The following is a 16,636-nucleotide window of genomic DNA, read 5'->3' as shown; positions in this document are numbered from 1 at the left end:
CTCGTGGATGTGCTCCTCGATATAGGGGTCCCCCTGGAGCTTGGGGTTGAGGATGATGGCGGCCGCGGTCGTGGTCTGCGGCTGGTCCTCCGGGAGGGCGTAGCCGCCCGCGAGACCCTTGCGGTCGTAGGCCGAACCGGGCTGCTTGTCGCCGTAGCGCTTGGTGACGAGCTTCTGGTAGGCGGCCAGGGTGACGCGCGGCTTGCCCTGGAGGGCGACGCCCGCCTCCTTGTTGAGGGGCTCGACCTGGCCGTCGGCGGTGAGCCGGTACCAGGCGTGGAGCTGGGGCTCCATGAAGGTGTGGGCCTGGTCGGTGCCGCGCTCGGCGGCGTTGATGTCGGCGTCGCCGTCGCGGATGCCCGCCAGCTGCCAGGAGCCGCCACCGGACTTGGGGGCGAGCAGGACGGCCGCCTGGTGGCCGTCCGTGGCCGCGACGCGGGAGGCGAGGTAGGACAGGTGCAGGGCCGAGCCGGCGGTGGCCTTGGTCTTTCCGGCCACGAACTCGGGGGAGAGCTCGTAGAACGGGACCGGCTTCTTGAGGTCGAAGCCGGGCGCGGTGGCCGGGGCCTGGGCGAGGCCGCGCCGGGCGCCGCCGGCCGTGCCGCCGTCCGCGCCGCCGCCCGCCGGGGCCTGGTGCTCGGCGGCGGTGAGGAAGCGGGAGACGGTGTCGTGGACCTGGCCGGAGCGCAGGAGCTGCTGCGCGGCGGCGTAGTCGGTCGCGGCGGGGACGGCGGGGCCGTCCGCCGCCTGAGCGGAAACGGTTCCGCAGAGGGTGGCGGCAGCGGCGGCGGCGAGAGTCACGGCGGCGCGTTGCGGGATACGGGCGATACGGTTCATGGTCGGTCGTCTCCTCAGCCGTGGATGCCGATGCGCGTGTGGGTCCACCGGAACGAGTTGTTCGCGGAGTAGGTGTTGTAGTTCCACCACGTGTACGTCTGCGTGCTCGGCCACGGGTCACCGACGGCGATCATGTTGCTGCTGCTGTCGTACCCGTAGATCACGTTCATGTGGCCGCCGCCGGAGGTCCAGCCGATGCGGACGGCGAAGGGACGGCCGTTCGCGACCTCGGTCTGGGTCTCGGCGAAGGAGGCGTTGCGGTACAGGTCGCGGCCGGTGTTGTGGAAGCCCATGTAGTAGAGGGCGTTGGCCATGTCGTCGAGGGTGGCGGGCTGGTTGTTGCAGTCCAGCTGGCTGTTGGTGGCGGCCAGGCGGCAGAAGTCGTACTGGCTGTAGCCGGTGTAGCCCCAGTAGTTGGCGATGGTCAGACCGGAGGCGTCCCAGCACCACTGGTTCTGGACCTGCTTCTGCATGCTGATGTTGAGGGCGGTCCAGTTGGCGGGCCGGGTGCCGTTGCAGGCCGGCAGCCCGCCGGTGTCCTCGCGGATGAACGCGTCGGCCATGTAGAAGGCGCCGGACCAGATCCAGCGGTTGTTGTTCTCGACGGTGTCGCCGGTCGTCCGGCAGACCATCGCGATGTGGTCGCCGACGGCCGACGAGCCGGTGACGCCGGCGGACAGCGACGGCAGCGAGCGCTGGTTGACGGTGCTGAAGTTGCCCTGTCCGCCGGTGACCGTGCCGGTGACGGCCGCCTGGGCCTGCGGGCCGAGGCCCAGCAGGAGGCCGCCGGACAGCAGGGCGACCGCGGTGGAGGCGAGGGCTTTCCTGCCCGCCATGAGACGGGCCGGTATGCGGATTCTGCGCATGGGGGGTTCCTTCGGGGTTACGGGTTCCGGCGGGCGCGGCGGCGCAGCAGCCACAGGGCGGTGCCCGCGGCGGCCACGGCCGCGGCGGCGACGCCGATGGTCACCGCGGTGCCGGACGTCTTGCCGTCGGTCGAGTCGTCTTCGTGGGCCGTGGCGGGGCCGGCCGCCGCGTGCGTGGCCGCCGGCGGGCCGGCCCGGGTGCCGGCCGGGGCAGCGGGAGCCGCGGGGGCCGCGGACGGTCCCGTCAGGGACGCGGCCGTCACGTCGGCCTGGGTCTCGGTGCGGCCGAGTGCGGGGAAGGCCGTCTGGGCCGTGATGGTCCAGTGCCCGGCGGGCAGCGCCTCGGCGGTCGTGTAGGTGCCCGGCTTGCCGGGGACCGGGACGAACCGCCAGGGCCCGACGGTGGTGCCGTCGGCGGAGGTCGCGCTGAGGGTGCCGGCGACCGTCTCGTCGACGGGGTCGCCGTCGTTCTCCCAGGTCGCCGTGGTGACCGGGTGGCCGGCGGACACGCCTGTCACGGTGAGACGGATGGTGTCGCCGTGGGCGTGGGCGGTGGCCGCGGATCCCAGGACGAGCAGTCCGGTGAGCGCGGCGGCCGCTGCCGTGGAGCGGCGATCGGGCATGAGGGGTGCTCCGGTTCCGGTGGTGCAAGTGGTGCGGTGCGCGAGGGGTGGGGGGAGTGGCAGGGAGTGGTGTGGGGGAGTGGGCAGGGGCCGGGTGGGGCCGGCCCCTGCCCGGGGGTGGGGGGTCAGGAGGCCTTCTGCACGGTCCAGACCTGGTAGCCGGAGCTGTCGGGGTTCTGGAGTTCGAGCAGCCAGGCGCCGTAGTACGGCCGCTTGCTGACGCCGAGGACGAGCGAGCTGCCCTTGGCCGTCAGGGCGGTGCCGTCGGCCCGCTTGGTCAGCCGCCACTTCTGGGAGTCGCTGCCGGAGCAGGGCTGCTGGGCGACGTACTGTCCCTGGACGGCGTCCCCGAACTGCAGGCACTTGCCGGACGCGACCGAGCGCAGGCGCAGGTCGCCGTTGCCGGCGTCGTCGAAGTACCACTGCTGGCCGGTGTAGCCGTTGGGCTGGGAGCCGACGAGGACGGTGCCGTCCGCGGTCTTGCTGCCCCACATCTCGGCGGCGAGACCGGTGTAGCCGTTGGTCATCGAGTACTTCGCGCCGGCCGTGGTGGTGGCGCCGGCGGGCCGGGTGTGGAACTTCACGGCCTGGCCGGGCCTGGAGTCGTGCCCCGCCTTGTCGCGGACCGCGACGGACACCGTGTAGTCGGTGTCGGGCCGCAGGTTGTAGATGCGCGCCGCGTTCGGCTGGACCCAGGCCAGGTACTTGCCGTCGAGCAGCAGCTGGTACCAGGCGGCGGACGGCGCGGCCGGCCAGTTGACCACGACCGAGTCGGACGTCAGCTGTCCGACGACCGGGACGGGGCCCGTGCCGGTGCTGCCGGTCGGGTTCGGCGTCGGGGTCGGCGTGGGACTCGGGTTGGGGTTCGGGTTCGGGTCGGGCCGGGTGCCGTTGCCGGTCATCAGGAACTGGTTGTTCGCGACGTTCCAGTGCGTGGCCAGGTAACTGCCCGCCCGCGGACTGGTGTTGTAGTAGTCGTCGTGGTTGCAGTCCAGACGCTCGTCCTGGCCGCGGTCGTGGCAGACGTCGCGCATCGCCGGGTAGTAGGGCGCGTCCGAGTAGCACATGATGTCCCACTCGTCGGTGCAGTGCGCGGCGCGGCTGCTGTTGGGCGCGCTGTTGTTCACCGCGCCGAGGTTGTGCCCGAGCTCGTGCGCGGCGGTCGAGCCGCTCCAGCAGCCCGAGTCCGTACGGCCGTACGAGGGACCGAAGTTGCTGAGGTTGCTGGAGTCGGGGCGCTCGTCACCGTTGAAGGTGCCGATGCCGCAGTACACCTTGGCGTCCGCGAAGATCATGTACTTGCGGTCGCGGCGGTCGAAGCCCTTGTCCGCGAGGGCGCGGTTCATCGCGCCGAACTCCGCGAGGGCCGAGTCCGGGACCTCGACGTTGAGGACGGACGGCGTGCAGTCGGCGCCGGTCACGAAGCGGATGTGCCGGACGCCGCCGGTCTCCTGGGCGCTGGCGTAGTAGATGGTGTCGGCGTCCGTCGCCCAGGTGCGGAAGGAGGCGAGGTACTGGGCGTACCGGTCGTTGCCGGGGCCGTGCACGTACACGACCTGGACACGGTTGCCGGTGGTGCCGTCGCCGTCGCACTGCACGGTCTGGCCGGAGGGGCCGGCCGCCTTGCCGGAGGTGGGGCCGCCCTTGGGCGTGCCGGGCGGGGTCTTGGTGGCGGGGCTGCCCAGCAGGCGGGCGTCGACGGAGGCGGTGAGCCCGGCCGTCGGCAGTCCGGTGGACGGCTTGTCGGAGTCGGTCCGGCCCGTCACGCCGGCCGTCGCGCCGGTCTTCGTGCCGGACGAGCCGTCGGAGGACGTGTCGTCCTTGCCGCCGGTGAGGTCGCCCGTCTCCCGCGTCGTCGCGACGGGGCGGGTGTCCTTGGTGATGTCCACGCCCTTGGGGGGCTTGTCGGGCCCGTGCGTGCAGCGGCCGTCGGCGGTCTTCAGGACGCCGGTGCAGCGGTCGCCCTTGGGGGCGGCCCGTAGACCCGCGTAGACCATGCCGTGTGCTCGGTCGTCGCCGGGTATTCGGGCCACGGGCTCGGGCGTCTCGTCGTGCGCGGGGGCCGCCGCCGGGCCGGATTCCGCCGCTTGGGCGGCGATGACGGGCTGGCGGGAGTTTTCGTGGGTGAAGACGCCGCCGAACGCCGCCGTACCGCCGAGCGCTCCCGCCGCGACGGCGACGGCGGCGACGAGCATGCCGCGTTTTCGCCGCTTCTGCTGGACCTGTCTTCTGCGACCGGGCAAAGCCACTCCTCAATTTCGTGGGGGGAGTTGTGGGTGGCCGGAAGTGTGCCAGAGCGGAAGCGGTGTCAGACAGAGCCGTTATGTACGGGGAATTGATGGAGGGTGTCGGAGGAATTCGACCGGCTGGTCTAAATACCGGTCAACTCAGCTTTCGTACAAGTAGGTTGACGTGGCGGGAGGCAAAGGTCTATTCCAATCCGAAGGCCATTTTCGATGCCCGTCTTAATAAGATCGTTATCACGGAATAAGTCGTTCCATTTGTGTGCAATGGCACAGCGTGATTCCACTGTCACCCTTGGATGATTTCCCCGAAGAAAAGCCTTGGGGTAACCGCAGGTAAGTCTTATGCGGCGCAATTGCGCCGGACTCGGGCATTCCGGCCGGGCATGCGTGCGGGGTGTGCGCGCACCCTCACGATGCGCGCACACCCCGCTTCGAAGCCGCCGCCGTCCCCGGCGGTCCGTCAGGTCAGCTCGGTGACCTCCAGGTCACCGTCCGCGTACTGCCGCCGCAGGACCTTCTTGTCGAACTTGCCCACCGACGTCTTCGGAACCTCCGTCAGCACCGTCCACCGCTCGGGGAGTTGCCAGCGGGCGACCCGTGCCGCGAGGAAGGTGCGCAGCGCCTCGAAGTCGGGCTCGGTACCGTCCTTGAGGACGACGGTGGCCAGGGGGCGCTCGCCCCAGCGCTGGTCCGGGACGGCGACGACGGCGGCCTCGGCGACCCCGGGGTGGGCCATCAGATGGTTCTCCAGCTCGGAGGAGGAGATCCACTCGCCGCCCGACTTGATGACGTCCTTGGCGCGGTCGGTCAGGGTGAGGTAGCCGTCGGGCGTGATCGTGCCGATGTCACCCGTGCGCAGCCAGCCGTCGGGGCTGAACTTGTCCTCGGGGCGGAAGGGCTCGCCGTTGGCCCCGCCGTAGTAGGCGCCCGCGATCCACGGGCCGCGCACCTCCAGCTCGCCGGCGGACTTCCCGTCCCACGGCAGGAACCGCCCGTCGGGGCCGGCCAGCCGGAACTCGACCGAGGCGGGCAGCCGCCCCTGGGTGACGCGGTACGGCCACTCCTCCTCCGCGTCCAGGCCCGGCGGCGGGAAGGCGACGGAGCCCAGCGGCGAGGTCTCGGTCATACCCCACGCCTGGACGAGCCGCAGCCCGTGCCGCTCCTCGAAGTCCCGCATGAGGACCGGCGGGCAGGCCGACCCGCCGCTGATGACCGTGCGCAGGGAGGAGACGTCGCGCGGACGGGCGTCGAGTTCGGCGAGCAGGCCCTGCCAGATGGTCGGCACGCCGGCCGAGACGGTCGGGCGCTCGGCCTCGATCATGTCGGCGAGCGGGGCGGGCTGGAGGAAGCGGTCGGGCATCAGCAGCGACGAGCCGGCCATGAACGCCGCGTGCGGCAGGCCCCACGCGTTGACGTGGAACATCGGCACGACCGGCAGACAGATCTCGGACGGCGTCAGCCCGAAGGAGGCGCCCGCGTTGACCTCCATGGCGTGCAGATAGATGGAACGGTGGCTGTAGACCACGCCCTTGGGGTCGCCGGTCGTCCCGGACGTGTAGCAGAGGGCGGCGCCCTGCCGCTCGTCCACGTCCGGCCAGTCGTAGACCTCGGCCGGCTGGGCCGCCAGCAGCTCCTCGTACCGGTGCACCCGCGGCCGGCAGCCGTCCAGCAGGGACAGGTCGCCCGGGCCGGCGACGACGACGTGCTCGACGCCGTCCAGGTGCGGCAGCAGCCCGGCGAGCAGCGGCAGCAGCGAGCCGTTGACGATGACGACGCGGTCCGCCGCGTGCCGGATGATCCAGGCCAGCTGCTCCGGGGGGAGCCGGAGGTTGAGCGTGTGCAGCACGGCGCCCATGGACGGGATGGCCAGATACGCCTCGACGTGCTCGGCGTTGTTCCACATCAGCGTCGCGGCGACGTCCCCCTCGCGGACGCCGAGCCCCTTCAGGGCGTGGGCGAGGCGCGAGGAGCGGGCGCCGATCTCGGCGAAGGTGCGGCGTTCCGGCCCCGCGTCGCCTCTCCAGGTGATGACCTGTGCTTCCCCGTGGACCGTGGCCCCGTGGGCCAGGATCCGTGCGACGGTCAGCGGTACGTCCTGCATCGTGCTCTGCACCGGGGTCCTCCCCTGATCTGCGCGGTCGGTGCGCGAGAGTGGTTCCCGGCGATTCTGCTGTCGTTTCCGGCGGTAAGTCACTACGGCGGGCGCCGAAACCAGGCCATCGTGGCGGATCCACCGCCGGACCGGCGGGCGTCCCGCTATGCCAGGCCGGTCAGGCGGCGGGCCGCGCTGCGGACCGAGGCGCGCAGCCGGGCCGTGTCCTCCTCCGTCTCGCCGATGATGATGCGCCGCATCTGCGGCTGCACGGTGGCCCAGGAGGCGAGCGCGATGAGCATGAAGAGCAGGTCCTGCGCCGGGATGGCCGGGCTGATGACGCCCTTCTCCTGCGCCTCGGCGAAGACGGCGATCTTGCGGGCGTAGTGCTCCCGGCGCTCCTCCTCGTGCGGGATGCCGCCGGTGCCGTACTCCAGACCCTCCCAGAAGACGAGCCGGATCAGCTCGGGGTGAGCGGCGTGGTAGTCCATGAGCCGGTCGATCCAGCCGTCGGGGTCCTCGGCGTCGACCGGGATGGCGACGGCGAGCTCCATCAGGCGCTTCTCCAGGACCTGGGAGAAGAGCTCGGCCTTGTTGCCGAAGTACGCGTAGATGAGCTGCTTGTTGGCGCTGGCCTCGCGTGCGATGCGGTCGATGCGCGCGCCGGCGATGCCGTACGCGGCGAACTCGGCGCTGGCCGCTGCGAAGATGCGGGCCTTCGTGGCCTCGGGGTCCCTGACTGCTCCCATGCCCCCACGGTAACCAACTATTTGGTTGACAGGCGAGGGCGGCCGCGCGAGAGTGTCATAACCAACCAGTTGGTTACAACAGGGGGAGCAGTACCGCTCATGACCACCGCCACCCGGCCCGACGCCGCGGCGCACGCCGCACCGGCGACAGGAACCGCACCCGCACTGGCGCCCCGTGGAGGGGGCGGCGCGCTCCTGGCCGTCATCACGCTCTGCACCGCCGTCACGGCGGCCAACATCTATCTCGCGGCCCCGCTCCTCGGGCTGATCGCCCGCGAGTTCGGGGCGTCCCCGTCCTCCGCCGGGTGGATCGCCTCGGTCGCCCAGCTCGGCTACGCGGCCGGGCTGCTCTTCTTCGCGCCGCTCGGGGACACCGCCGACCGGCGCCGGCTGGTCGGCGTGCTCTCCGCCCTCGCGGCGGCGGCCCTGATCGCGGCCGGGCTGGCGCCCGGACTGCCGGCGCTGGGCGCGGCGGTCTTCGCTGCCGCGGCGGCGACGGTCGTGCCGCAGCTGCTGGTGCCGCTCGTGGCCGAGCGGGCACCCGCCGAGCGGCGGGCCCGGCACGTGGCCGGGGTGGTGGCCGGGCTGTTCACCGGCATCGTGGCGGCGCGCGTGCTCGGCGGGATCGCCGGCCAGGCGTACGGCTGGCGCGCGGTCTTCCTGGGCTCGGCGGCGCTGACGCTGGCGGTCGGCCTGCTCACGGCCGTGCTGCTGCCCGCCGAGACCCGGCCGCGCCGGGCCTCGCGGCCGCTCAGGACCATCGCCGGGCTGCCCCGCCTGCTCGCCTCCGCCCCCGAACTGCGGGCGGCCTGCCTGCGGCAGGGCGGACTGTTCGGCGCGTGGAGCTCGCTGTGGACGACGCTGTCGCTGCTGCTGACGGCGGACCGGCCGTTCCACCTGTCGACCGGCACGGCGGGCCTGTTCGGTCTGTTCGGGCTGACGTCGACCCTGGTCGCCCCGGTCTCCGGCAGCCTCATCGACCGCTTCGGCCCGCAGCGCGTGGTGACGGGCGGGTACGCGCTGACGGCCCTCTCCCTGCCGCTGTTCTGGCTCGGCGGCCACCGCCTGTGGGCGCTGTGCGCGGCGGCGGTGCTGATCCATGCCGGGCTGATGGCGGGGCAGGTGGCGAACCAGACGCGTGCGCTGTCCGCCACGGCGACGCCTGCGGCGGCGAACACGGCGTACGTGGTGGCCGCGTTCATCGGCGGCGCGGCGGCGTCGGCCCTGGCGGGCCCGGCGTTCGCGCACTGGGGCTGGAACGGGGTGTGCGCGATTGCCGCCGGCGCGGTTCTGCTGGGCTGGTCGGGAGGCCGGCTCGCTGCGCGAGGCTAAGCGGATTCGCCTCGCTGGGCACTGCCGGGCCGGTTGCATGGGGCTGGGCGCCGTTGTGGCGGGGGGAGTTCCGGGGGGAAGCCCCCCGGCCCCCGGAGGGTTCTGCCCCCTATGACGCCCTCCTTCGGGTTGGGGGAAGGAGGGTCAGGTGCGTGCCCGGCCTTCCGGTGCGGCGGCCGTTCGTCGTGGGGTAGGCGGGGGTGGAGCCTGCCGGGCGCCAGGGGGTGCCCAGGCGCTTCGCCGTGTACATCGCCTCGTCCGCGCCGCGCAGCAGGTCCGAGAGCCCGGCACCGGGGCGGAAGCCCGCCCGGCAGACGCCGATCGAGGCGCGCGGGGACAGCGTGACGCGGCCCGTGTCCAGGGGCGCGGACAGCCGCGCGGTGAGGTCGTAGCCCAGCTCGGCGTCCAGATCGGCGCCCGGGGCGAGCCGTACGACGGCGGTGAACTCGTCGCCGCCCAGACGCGCCGCGAAGCCGCCGCGCTCCGCGCACCAGGCGCCCAGGCGGTGGCCGACCGCGGCGATCACCTGGTCGCCGACGGCGTGCCCGTGCGTGTCGTTGATCCGCTTGAAGCCGTTGAGGTCGAGCAGCAGCACGGCCGCGTGCGGATGCCGGATGGCCCGCAGCGCGCGCCCGGTGAAGGCGTCGCGGCACATCAGACCGGTGAGCGGGTCCGTCCGGGCGGTACGCAGCCGACGGGCCAGGAACCAGACGTGCGTCACCCAGCCGACGGTCGGGGCTGCGATGGGCAGGGCCTGGAGTATGAGGTTCATCGGGCACCTTCCTGGATGAGCGGACGGTCGGACGGTCGGGCGGGCGGCGGCGCGACGGGCCGACGGCCCGATCGGCAGTTCGGGCAGCGGATCGGGCCGTCACTGCTGGAGGTCCCCCGTTTGCCCGCGCGGCGCTCGCCCCGGGTGCCGGAGGGGCGCACACCCCGTCACCCCTGCCGAAACGATTCGCTACAGCTGAGGCGGGGGCTTCGGGAGAGAGGCGTGTGAGGTGCGGGGCCCGTTGGCGGGATTCGGTGGAGTAGTGGTGGTTTATTCGGAGACGGTCATGCTTGCGAGGGAATGCGGTGAGACGGGAGGTTCGGTGAAGATTCCGGGGGCAATCTGGAGGCGCGACGTCGAAACCACAGCCGAGGCGGACGGCCAACCGCGCGGCGACGACCAGTAGTTCGGTTCTGGAGGAAAGACATGGCACGCACCCGCACTGCCGCCCGTGTATGCACCGCCCTCGCGGCGCTTCCGATGGCGGTCCTGTTCATCGCCGGCGTGGCGCAGGCCGACCCCGGCGAGCAGGTGGCCAACCGGGGGGCGAGCGTGGCCGCCGCGGACCTCGTCGGCAGCGGCGTCGGGCGGAACAACCACGGCATCTCGACGACCGAACAGCAGGTGGCCGCGGGTCGCAACGCCACCAACCAGGCCAATACGGCGAGCGTCAGCCGCTCCGGCCACACGGCGATCCGCCAGGACAACATCCGTCTGACCTTCTACAGGATGTGGTGAGCCGGGTGCGCTCCCCCCGCCCCCCGGGGAGTCGCGCTGGATGAGCGAGAGTGGACAGGGTCTGTACGAACCGCGCGGCGGCACTCCGGTGCCGCCGCGCGGTTCGTCGTGCGCACCCCCGCCGCCGAGCGGCTCCCTTGACAGCGACAGGTGCCTGACGGATCGTCAGATATGTGAGCGACGACGAGCTCCACCGGCGGCTCGCCTCGTACGAGGGCCGGGCCGCGACCGTCTCCGGACGGGGCCCCGACCCCGTCGATCCGGCCATGATCAGGCACTGGTGCGAGGTCATGGGCGACACCAACCCCGCCTACAGCGGCCCGGAAGCGATCGCCCCACCCGCCATGCTCCAGGTCTGGATCATGAGCGGCCTCTCCGGGCCCACGGCCCGCTCGGCGGTGTTCGACGAGCTGTTCTCGCTGCTGGACGCGGCGGGCTGCACCGCCATCGTGGCGACGGACTGCGAGCAGGACTATCTGCGCCCCCTGCGCCCCGGCGACGTCATCACCTTCGACTCGGTCATCGAGTCGGTCTCCCCGCGCAAGGACACCCGGCTGGGGGCGGGTCACTTCATCACCACCCGCACCGAGATCCGGGCCGGCGGCGAGCTCGCGGGCGTCCACCGCTTCCGCGTCCTCAAGTACGCGCCCGCCGCGCGCCCGGCCCGCGAGGCCGCCGAGCGGCCCCGGCCCGTGATCAACCGGGACAACGCGGGTTTCTGGGAGGGCGTGGCCGGCCGGCGGTTGCTCATCCAGCGCTGCGACGGCTGCGGCAGGCTCCGTTTCCCCTGGCTGCCCGGCTGCGCGGACTGCGGCTCGGCGCGCTGGACCCCGATCGAGGCACAGGGCACCGGGACCGTCCACTCGTACGTCGTCATGCACCACCCGCCCTTCCCGGCCTTCGACCCGCCGTACGCGGTCGGGCTGATCGAACTCGCCGAAGGTGTACGGATGATCAGCAACATCACCGGGGTGCGCCCGCCGGAGGTGCGGATCGGTATGCCCGTCCGGCTCGAGTTCCTGCGGGCCGGCGGGGAGCAGTGGCTGCCCGTCTTCCGCGCGGCGGAGGAGGGCCCGTGACCGTCCGGACCGGCCAGGAACTGGCGCCCCTGACCATCCCCGTCACCCGCACCCTCGTCGTCGCCGGCGCCCTGGCCTCGCGCGACTTCCAGGACGTCCACCACGACCACGAGGCCGCGCGGGCCAAGGGCTCGCCCGACATCTTCCTCAACATCCTCACCACGAACGGGCTCGTCGGCCGCTACGTCACCGACCGGCTCGGCCATGACGCCGTCCTGCGCCGGATCGCCATCCGGCTGGGCGTCCCCAGCCACCCCGGCGACGAACTCGTCCTCACCGGACGGGTCACCTCCGTGACGGCGGGCGCGGACGGTGCCACCGCCGAGGTCGCCGTCGTCGGCACCGGCCGGCTCGGCCGGCACGTCAGCGGCACGGTCACCGTCTCGCTGCCGGAGGCCCGGTGAGTACGCTCGGCGGCCGGGCGGCCGTCGTGGGCATCGGTGCGACGGAGTTCTCCAAGGACTCCGGGCGCAGCGAGCTGGCGCTGGCCGCCGAGGCCGTGCGCGCGGCCCTGGCCGACGCGGGCCTCGCGCCGGGCGACGTGGACGGCCTGGTCACCTTCACCATGGACACCAGCCCCGAGATCGCCGTGGCCCAGGCGACCGGCATCGGCGAGCTCTCCTTCTTCTCCCGGGTGCACTACGGCGGCGGGGCCGCCTGCGCCACCCTCCAGCAGGCCGCGCTGGCCGTCGCGGCCGGCGTCGCGGAGGTCGTCGTCTGCTACCGCGCCTTCAACGAGCGCTCCGGCCGCCGTTTCGGCGCGGGCGTGCGGCAGCGGGAGCCCTCGGCGGAGGGCGTGGCGCTCGGCTGGGGGCTGCCCTTCGGACTGCTGACCCCCGCCTCCTGGGCCGCGATGCACGCCCGCCGCTACCTCCACGCCCACGGCCTGGCGCCCGAGGTGCTCGGCCACGTCGCCGTCACCGCCCGGCGCCACGCGGCCGTCAATCCCGCCGCGTACTTCCACGGCCGGCCGATCACCCTCGCCGAGCACGCCGCCTCCCGCTGGATCGCCGAACCGCTGCGGCTGCTGGACTGCTGCCAGGAGACCGACGGCGGTCAGGCGATCGTCGTGACCGGCCTGGACCGCGCCCGCGCGCTCCGGCACCCGCCCGCCGTCATCACCGCCGCCGCGCAGGGCGCCGGCCGGGCGCAGGAGCAGATGACCGGCTTCTACCGGGGCGAGCTCACGGGACTGCCCGAGATGGCCGTCGTCGCCCGGCAGCTGTGGCGGGACGGCGGGCTGCGGCCGTCCGACGTCGACGTGGCGATCCTCTACGACCACTTCACGCCCTACGTGCTGATGCAACTGGAGGAGTTCGGTTTCTGCGCGCGCGGCGAGGGCGCGGATCTCGTCGCTGCCGGCACGCTGCCGCTCAATACGCACGGCGGTCAGCTGGGCGAGGCGTATCTGCACGGCATGAACGGCATCGCCGAGGCGGTCCGCCAGCTGCGCGGCACCTCGGTCAACCAGGTCCCGGGAGCGGCGAGGGTGCTGGTCACCGCAGGAAGCGGAGTTCCCACCTCCGGGGTGCTTCTCGGGGCAGACGGATGAACACCGGGCGTGTCGGGACCAAGGCCCCTCTAGCCTGCCCCTTGACTCGGCCGCATGGACCGACGGCGAAAGATCATCGGATATCTCGTCGCTCTGACGGCGGCAGTCGTACAGCTGGCCGTTCAGACGACGCCGGCCTCGGCCGCCGGCCCGGGGGGCGACGGCTGGGGCGTGCCCGTCAAACGCACGGCCACCGTCTTCAGGGGGCACGGCTTCGACACCTGTGAGGCACCGCCCCTGACGACGCTCAGCGCCTGGCGGAACTCCGACTACCGGGCCGTCGGCGTCTACTTCGCCGGCCGGGCCCGCGCCTGCCCCCGCCAGCGCTGGCTCAGCTCCGCCTGGCTGACCGGCGCCCGCGACCTGGGCTGGAAGGTGCTGCCCGTCTTCGTCGGCTCCCAGTCCCCGTGCGTGCGCGCCTCCAACAAGCGCGGCTTCCTCATCGGCGACGACCCCTACGACCAGGGCATCGACGAGGGCCAGGAGGCCGTGCGCGCCGCGGGCGCCCTCGGCATCGTCAGCGGCAGCCCGCTCTACCTGGACATGGAGGCGTACGACGACAAGGACGACGACTGCGCCCGCACCACGCTCTCCTACATCCGGGCCTGGACCGCGACCGTCAACCGCTTCGGCTACCTGTCCGGCTTCTACAGCAGCGCGGAGTCCGGCGTACGCCACATGGAGCGCGCCCGGCGCAACGGCACGGACGACCTGCCGGACGTCGTCTGGTTCGCCCGCTGGCGCGTCCCGGGCAACACGGCCGGCGAGCCGGTGCTCTCCGCGAGCGCGTGGGCGCCGCACCGCCGCATCCACCAGTACGCCGGCAACGTGACCGAGACCTACGGCGGCCGTAAGCTCACCATCGACCGCAACCTGATCGACGCGCCCGTCGCCGTCATCGAGTGAGTCACCGGGTGATGAGCGGCCTCCCCCTCCAGGAGGTGGGGCGTTCCCCACTCCTACGACCTGAGGGGGACCGCTCTTTTGCACCTCCGGCCGATCCGGGGTGTGCCGGCGCGCTCCTAGCGTTGAGGCATGACAACCACGACGCCTGTGTGCACCAGCGCCTCGACTGCCGTGTACCCGTCGTTCGCCTCCTACGTACGGGCCCGCGGCCAGGTGCTCCAGCGCACCGCCCGCTCGCTCACCGCGAACCCCTGCGACGCCGAGGACCTGCTGCAGACGGCGCTCACCAAGACGTACCTGGCCTGGGACCGCATCGAGGACCACCGCGCGCTGGACGGCTACGTCCGCCGGGCCCTGGTCAACACGCGCACGTCCCAGTGGCGCAAGCGCAAGGTCGAGGAGTTCCCCTGCGAGGAGCTCCCGGAGCGTGACGGGGCGCCCGCCGCCGACCCCGCCGAGCAGCAGGCGCTGCGCGACGCGATGTGGCGGGCCGTGCACCGGCTGCCGGACCGGCAGCGGGCGATGGTCGTCCTCAGGTATTACGAGGACATGACCGAGGTGCAGACCGCGGAGCTGCTCGGCGTCTCCGTCGGCACGGTCAAGAGCGCGGTCTCCCGCGCCCTCGGCAAACTCCGCGAGGACCCGGAGCTGGCACAGGCGGCGTAGGGCCGCGGGCCCCGTTCCGCGTGCGCACCGGGCTGGGCCGGGCCCGGCACCGCCGGGCTGCGGCGTTGTGGTTGCTCGCCGTTGCGGCGGAGAGGGGGGCGGGGGCCTGCCCCCGGCTCCGCCTGCCGGGCGTATGCCGGCCACCGGCCGGGTGTTCGGCGGTGTTCTACGGTGGGGGCCGTCGGTCGGGTGATCCGGGCTGAGCCGGGTCGGCACCGCCGGGCTGCGGCGTTGTGGTTGCTCGCCGTTGCGGCGGAGAAGGGGGGGCGGGGGCCTGCCCCCGGCCCCGCCTGCCGGGCGTATGCCGGCCACCGGCCGGGTGTTCGGCGGTGTTCTACGGTGGGGGCCGTCGGTCGGGTGATCCGGGCCGTGCCGGGCCCGGCACCGCCGGGCTGCGGCGTTGTGGTTGCTCGCCGTTGCGGTGGAGAAGGGGGGCGGGGGCCTGCCCCCGGCCCCATCCCTGGCCTTGGGCCGTGCCGGTTCCGTGGCTGTTCCCTCGTGACCCCGGCCGGAGGTCAGTTCGTGCCGATTTTGGCCAGGAGGTCGACGATACGGCCCTGGACCTCCGCGCTCGTCGAGCGTTCGGCCAGGAAGAGCACCGACTCGCCCGAGGCCAGGGCCGCCAGCTGGGCCGGTTCGGTGTCGGCCGAGGTGTAGACGACCAGCGGGGTGTGGTTGAGCAGGCGGTTGTCGCGCAGCCAGTCGACGATGCCGGCCCGGCGGCGGCGGACCTGCATCAGGTCCATGACCACCAGGTTCGGCCGCGTCTGCACCGCGAGCTGGACCGCCTCCGCGTCCGTCGCGGCGCACACCACGTGCATGCCGCGCCGCTCCAGCGTCGCCGTCAGCGCGTTCGCGATCGGCTCCTGCTCCTCGATCAGCAGCACGCGCGGCGGGTGCATCTCGCTGTCGCGCGGCGCGAGCGCCTTCAGGAGGACGGCCGGGTCGGCCCCGTACGCCGCCTCGCGGGCCGCCTGCCCGAGGCCCGCCGTCACCAGCACGGGGACCTCCGCCGCGACCGCCGCCTCGCGCAGCGACTGAAGCGCGGTACGGGTGATCGGCCCGGTCAGCGGGTCGATGAACAGCGCCGCCGGGTACGCCGCGACCTGCGCGTCCACCTGCTCGCGCGAATCCACCAGGACCGGCCGGTAGCCGCGCTCGGTCAGCGCCTTCTCCGTCGACTCGTCCGGCGCCGGCCAGACGAGCAGCCGGCGCGGGTTGTCGAGCGGCTCGGGCGGCAACTCGTCGTCCATGGGAGGCCGCACGGCCTCGACCGAATCGACGACCTCGACCGCGCTGTTCGGCCCGTCGAGCGGCTCGGGCCCCTCGGCGCCCTCGTCCGGTGCTCCTATGGCGAACGCCCGGCCCTGCGGAAGCGGGTGCGGCGGGGTCTGGGACTGCGCCTGGACCTGGGCCCGGTCGGCCTGGGCCTGGGCCTCGCGCTCGTCCTCCGCCGGGTTCGCCAGCTTCCGCCGGCGCCCGGAACCGACCGGCGTACCGCCGGGCGGCGTGGCCTCGGCGGTCGTGGCCGCCGCGAACGGCGCGCCCTGGCCGAGGGTGCGCACGCTGATCGGCCGTGCGGCCGCGCCCGGCTCCTCGGCGAGCGCCCGGCGCCGGCGGCCGGTGGCCTGCGCGGCAGCCTGCGGGGCCGCCTGCGGCTGGGCGGGGCTCGCCGGTGCCTCGGGGGCGGGCTGCGGGGTGCCGGCTTCGTCCACCGCGACGGCGCGGCGGCGCCCCGAAGGGGCGGGCACGGCACCGGAGTCGGGCGCGGGGGCCTCCGCGGTCTCCGGCGTCCGCGGCGCGGCCGCGCGGCGCCGGCCGGACGGCGGGTGCTCGGTCTGGGCGGCGGACTCCTCCTCCTGCGGGGCACCCGCGCGGCGCCGGCCGGTCGCCTGAGGGGGAAGCACCGGGTGGCCGTGCGCCGGGGTGCTCGTGTCCGGGACGGGCCCGGACGGGCCGCCGGCCGGGCGCGGGGGCTCCGCGCCGACCGGTGCGGCGGGCTGCGCGGGGCCCGGCTCGCCGGGACCGTTCGGGCCGGCGGCGGGGTCGGCCGGCGCGGCGGGCTGCGGCGCCCCGGGGACGCCCGGGCCGCCCGGGCCGGTGGGCGGGAAGGGCGGGGGCCCGGCAGGCCCGGCGGGACCGGCGGTGCCGGCCGGCGCGGCGGGCCGCGCCGGGCCC

Annotated in this window: 14 protein-coding genes and 1 pseudogene; 7 read left to right on the top strand and 8 right to left on the bottom strand. The window is 73.7% G+C overall.

Annotated features, from left to right (window positions below; genetic code table 11):
- The 6 genes from AB0K09_RS16845 to AB0K09_RS16820 all read right to left on the bottom strand — a co-directional run.
- A partial coding sequence (locus AB0K09_RS16845) for a hypothetical protein (protein ID WP_366066134.1) occupies positions 1 to 837 on the bottom strand: 837 nt, incomplete at its 3' end.
- A 14-nt stretch (positions 838 to 851) separates the two neighbouring features.
- Complete coding sequence (locus AB0K09_RS16840; protein WP_366066133.1) at positions 852 to 1,703, bottom strand: papain-like cysteine protease family protein; 852 nt, start codon at positions 1,701 to 1,703, stop codon at positions 852 to 854.
- A 17-nt stretch (positions 1,704 to 1,720) separates the two neighbouring features.
- Positions 1,721 to 2,326 (bottom strand): hypothetical protein, encoded by a 606-nt coding sequence (locus tag AB0K09_RS16835; protein WP_366066132.1) that lies wholly within the window; start codon positions 2,324 to 2,326, stop codon positions 1,721 to 1,723.
- A 125-nt stretch (positions 2,327 to 2,451) separates the two neighbouring features.
- Complete coding sequence (locus tag AB0K09_RS16830; RefSeq protein ID WP_366066131.1) at positions 2,452 to 4,569, bottom strand: RICIN domain-containing protein; 2,118 nt, start codon at positions 4,567 to 4,569, stop codon at positions 2,452 to 2,454.
- 463 nt (positions 4,570 to 5,032) lie between these two features.
- Positions 5,033 to 6,685: a long-chain fatty acid--CoA ligase gene (locus AB0K09_RS16825; protein ID WP_366066130.1), complete on the bottom strand. Its 1,653-nt coding sequence runs from the start codon at positions 6,683 to 6,685 to the stop codon at positions 5,033 to 5,035.
- Positions 6,686 to 6,828: 143 nt separating this feature from the next.
- Positions 6,829 to 7,413: a TetR family transcriptional regulator gene (locus AB0K09_RS16820; RefSeq protein ID WP_366066129.1), complete on the bottom strand. Its 585-nt coding sequence runs from the start codon at positions 7,411 to 7,413 to the stop codon at positions 6,829 to 6,831.
- A 99-nt stretch (positions 7,414 to 7,512) separates the two neighbouring features.
- On the opposite strand from AB0K09_RS16820, the gene AB0K09_RS16815 reads away from it, so the two are divergent.
- Positions 7,513 to 8,745: an MFS transporter gene (locus AB0K09_RS16815; RefSeq protein WP_366066128.1), complete on the top strand. Its 1,233-nt coding sequence runs from the start codon at positions 7,513 to 7,515 to the stop codon at positions 8,743 to 8,745.
- 109 nt (positions 8,746 to 8,854) lie between these two features.
- Here the strand turns inward: AB0K09_RS16815 and AB0K09_RS16810 are convergent, their stop codons facing one another.
- Complete coding sequence (locus AB0K09_RS16810; RefSeq protein WP_366066127.1) at positions 8,855 to 9,517, bottom strand: GGDEF domain-containing protein; 663 nt, start codon at positions 9,515 to 9,517, stop codon at positions 8,855 to 8,857.
- Between the two features lie 426 nt (positions 9,518 to 9,943).
- Between AB0K09_RS16810 and AB0K09_RS16805 the strand changes: the two genes are divergently transcribed.
- The 6 genes from AB0K09_RS16805 (at position 9,944) to AB0K09_RS16780 (ending at position 14,458) form a co-directional block, all read left to right on the top strand.
- Positions 9,944 to 10,255 carry a hypothetical protein gene (locus AB0K09_RS16805; RefSeq protein ID WP_366066126.1) on the top strand — a complete coding sequence of 104 codons (312 nt, stop codon included), beginning with the start codon at positions 9,944 to 9,946 and terminating at the stop codon, positions 10,253 to 10,255.
- A gap of 173 nt (positions 10,256 to 10,428) precedes the next feature.
- Complete coding sequence (locus AB0K09_RS16800) at positions 10,429 to 11,334, top strand: OB-fold domain-containing protein (RefSeq protein WP_366066125.1); 906 nt, start codon at positions 10,429 to 10,431, stop codon at positions 11,332 to 11,334.
- Complete coding sequence (locus AB0K09_RS16795) at positions 11,331 to 11,738, top strand: MaoC/PaaZ C-terminal domain-containing protein (protein ID WP_366066124.1); 408 nt, start codon at positions 11,331 to 11,333, stop codon at positions 11,736 to 11,738. Before AB0K09_RS16800 ends, AB0K09_RS16795 begins: the two co-directional genes overlap by 4 nt.
- Entirely contained in the window at positions 11,735 to 12,886 is a 1,152-nt protein-coding gene (locus tag AB0K09_RS16790) for a lipid-transfer protein (protein ID WP_366066123.1), read from the top strand. The genes AB0K09_RS16795 and AB0K09_RS16790 overlap by 4 nt, the downstream gene beginning before the upstream one ends.
- Positions 12,887 to 12,940: 54 nt before the next feature.
- Positions 12,941 to 13,792: a DUF1906 domain-containing protein gene (locus AB0K09_RS16785; protein ID WP_366066122.1), complete on the top strand. Its 852-nt coding sequence runs from the start codon at positions 12,941 to 12,943 to the stop codon at positions 13,790 to 13,792.
- A 129-nt stretch (positions 13,793 to 13,921) separates the two neighbouring features.
- Positions 13,922 to 14,458, top strand: a complete 537-nt coding sequence (locus AB0K09_RS16780; protein WP_366066121.1) for a SigE family RNA polymerase sigma factor — start codon at positions 13,922 to 13,924, stop codon at positions 14,456 to 14,458.
- Positions 14,459 to 14,973: 515 nt separating this feature from the next.
- Here the strand turns inward: AB0K09_RS16780 and AB0K09_RS16775 are convergent.
- A pseudogene (locus tag AB0K09_RS16775) lies at positions 14,974 to 16,636 on the bottom strand (hypothetical protein); the annotation flags it as partial.

This window comes from Streptomyces sp. NPDC049577 (assembly GCF_040675635.1).
GTDB lineage: Bacteria > Actinomycetota > Actinomycetes > Streptomycetales > Streptomycetaceae > Streptomyces.
This window is presented reverse-complemented; position numbering and strand designations above follow the sequence as displayed.

Coding starts and splice junctions, on each gene's coding strand:
- AB0K09_RS16840 (WP_366066133.1), bottom strand. CDS start 1,703: ATGCGCAGAATCCGCATACCGGCCCGTCTCATGGCGGGCAGGAAAGCC.
- AB0K09_RS16835 (WP_366066132.1), bottom strand. CDS start 2,326: ATGCCCGATCGCCGCTCCACGGCAGCGGCCGCCGCGCTCACCGGACTG.
- AB0K09_RS16820 (WP_366066129.1), bottom strand. CDS start 7,413: ATGGGAGCAGTCAGGGACCCCGAGGCCACGAAGGCCCGCATCTTCGCA.
- AB0K09_RS16815 (WP_366066128.1), top strand. CDS start 7,513: ATGACCACCGCCACCCGGCCCGACGCCGCGGCGCACGCCGCACCGGCG.
- AB0K09_RS16810 (WP_366066127.1), bottom strand. CDS start 9,517: ATGAACCTCATACTCCAGGCCCTGCCCATCGCAGCCCCGACCGTCGGC.
- AB0K09_RS16805 (WP_366066126.1), top strand. CDS start 9,944: ATGGCACGCACCCGCACTGCCGCCCGTGTATGCACCGCCCTCGCGGCG.
- AB0K09_RS16785 (WP_366066122.1), top strand. CDS start 12,941: ATGGACCGACGGCGAAAGATCATCGGATATCTCGTCGCTCTGACGGCG.
- AB0K09_RS16780 (WP_366066121.1), top strand. CDS start 13,922: ATGACAACCACGACGCCTGTGTGCACCAGCGCCTCGACTGCCGTGTAC.